The sequence below is a fragment of the Actinomadura rubrobrunea NBRC 15275 genome (genome assembly GCF_001552235.1).
In the GTDB taxonomy this organism is placed as follows: Bacteria; Actinomycetota; Actinomycetes; order Streptosporangiales; family Streptosporangiaceae; genus Spirillospora; species Spirillospora viridilutea.
Genome location: NZ_BCQU01000202.1, coordinates 1 through 1,631, shown reverse-complemented (window position 1 = coordinate 1,631; position 1,631 = coordinate 1). Strand labels below are relative to the sequence as shown.

Here is a 1,631-nt window from a genome sequence, read left to right as displayed (position 1 = left end):
GGCCGGTCCCGCCGACGAGGCGGCCCGCGCGGCCGACCCGACGCCCTGACCCGCGCGGCGCGCCGTCACGGCCCGGACGGGACGGCGCGTCCGCCGCACCGCCCCGATCCCGCCTCCGACGACGACTCGCGCTCGCGCACCCCGCCGCACCCCCTGGGCGCTCCCGGACAGACGTGACACAGACCCCACCGGCACCCGACACCGCGACCTCGCCGCTGCGCCGCCTCACCGGCGGCCTGGCGGGCGCCGCCGTCGTCATCGGCGTCATCACCGTGCTGTCCCGGCTGGCGGGGTTCGGCCGCACCTACGCCTTCTCCCAGACGGTCACCACGTCCTGCCTGAGCCAGGCGTACTTCACCGCCACCCAGCTGCCCAGCATCGTCTACGAGATCGTCGCGGGCGGGGCGCTGGCCAGCATGGTGGTGCCGGTGCTGGCGGGCCCGGCCGAACGCGGCGACCGCGAGCAGGTCCGCCGCATCGCCTCGGCGCTGGTCACCTGGATCGTGCTCGCGATGGCGCCGCTGGCCCTGGCGATGGCGCTGCTGTCCCGGCCGATCATGCACCTGATGGTCGGCGCCGACCTGCAGGGCTGCGCGCGGTCCGGGGTCGTGGCCGTCGGCGCGGACATGCTCGCGATCATGTCGTCGCAGATGGTGATGTACGGGCTGGCGGTGGTGCTGTACGGGGTGCTGCAGTCGCACAAGCGGTTCGTCGCGCCCGCCCTGGCGCCGCTGATGTCGAGCCTGGTGGTGATCGGCGCCTACCTGGCGTACGCGCCGCTGGGCCGCGGCTTCGAGAACGACCTGGCGCACCTGCCGGCGTCGGCGGAGCTGACCCTGGCGGTCGGCACCGCCTGCGGCGGCGCGGCCATGGCCGCCACCGCCGGGATCGCGGTCCGGCGGATGCGGCTCGGGCTGCGGCCCGCCCTGCGCTTCCCCGACGGGGTCGCGCCGCAGGTGCGGCGGCTGGCGGCGGCGGGGCTGGCCACGGTGGTGGCGCAGCAGCTGTCGGCGCTGCTCGTCGTGCGGCTCAGCTACGAGGGCACCGACGGGGCGCTGGCGAACTACCAGTACGCCTGGGCCATCTACCTGCTGCCCTGGGCGATCCTCGCCGTGCCGATCGCCACCAGCGCGTTCCCGAGGCTGTCGGCGCGGGCGGACGACGGCGACGCGGCCGAGTTCGACCGGATCACGGCGGCCACCACCCGCGCGGTGATCCTGGTGTCGTGCGCGGGCGCGGCGGTGCTGGCGGCGGTGGCGCTGCCCGCGTCCGCGGTGTTCAACCCGGGCCGCGCCGACCAGCAGGAGGTGCTGGCGCGCGCGGTGCTGGCCTTCGCGCCGGGCCTGCTGGGGTACGGCCTGGTGGCGCACCTGGGACGGGTGCTGTTCGCCTGCCGCCGCGGACGGGTCGGCGCGCTGGCGACCGTCGCCGGGTGGGTGCTGGTGATGGCGGTCGACGTGGCGCTGGTGCTGGTCGTGGAGCGGCCGTGGGTGGTGGCGGCGCTGGGCCTGGGCAACGCGGCCGGGATGACCGTGGCCGGGGCGCTGCTGCTGGCCGCGCTGCTGAAGGCGCGGGGACGCGCGGCGGCGCGGGGCGTGCCGCGCGCGCTCGCCGCCGGGCTCGCCGCGGGC

General features: G+C 77.3%; 1 protein-coding gene. It reads left to right on the top strand.

Annotated elements, in window-relative coordinates; genetic code table 11:
* Positions 1 to 173: 173 nt before the first annotated feature.
* On the top strand, positions 174 to 1,631 hold a 1,458-nt coding region (murJ, locus tag AR3_RS29010), incomplete at its 3' end, for a murein biosynthesis integral membrane protein MurJ (protein WP_067918809.1).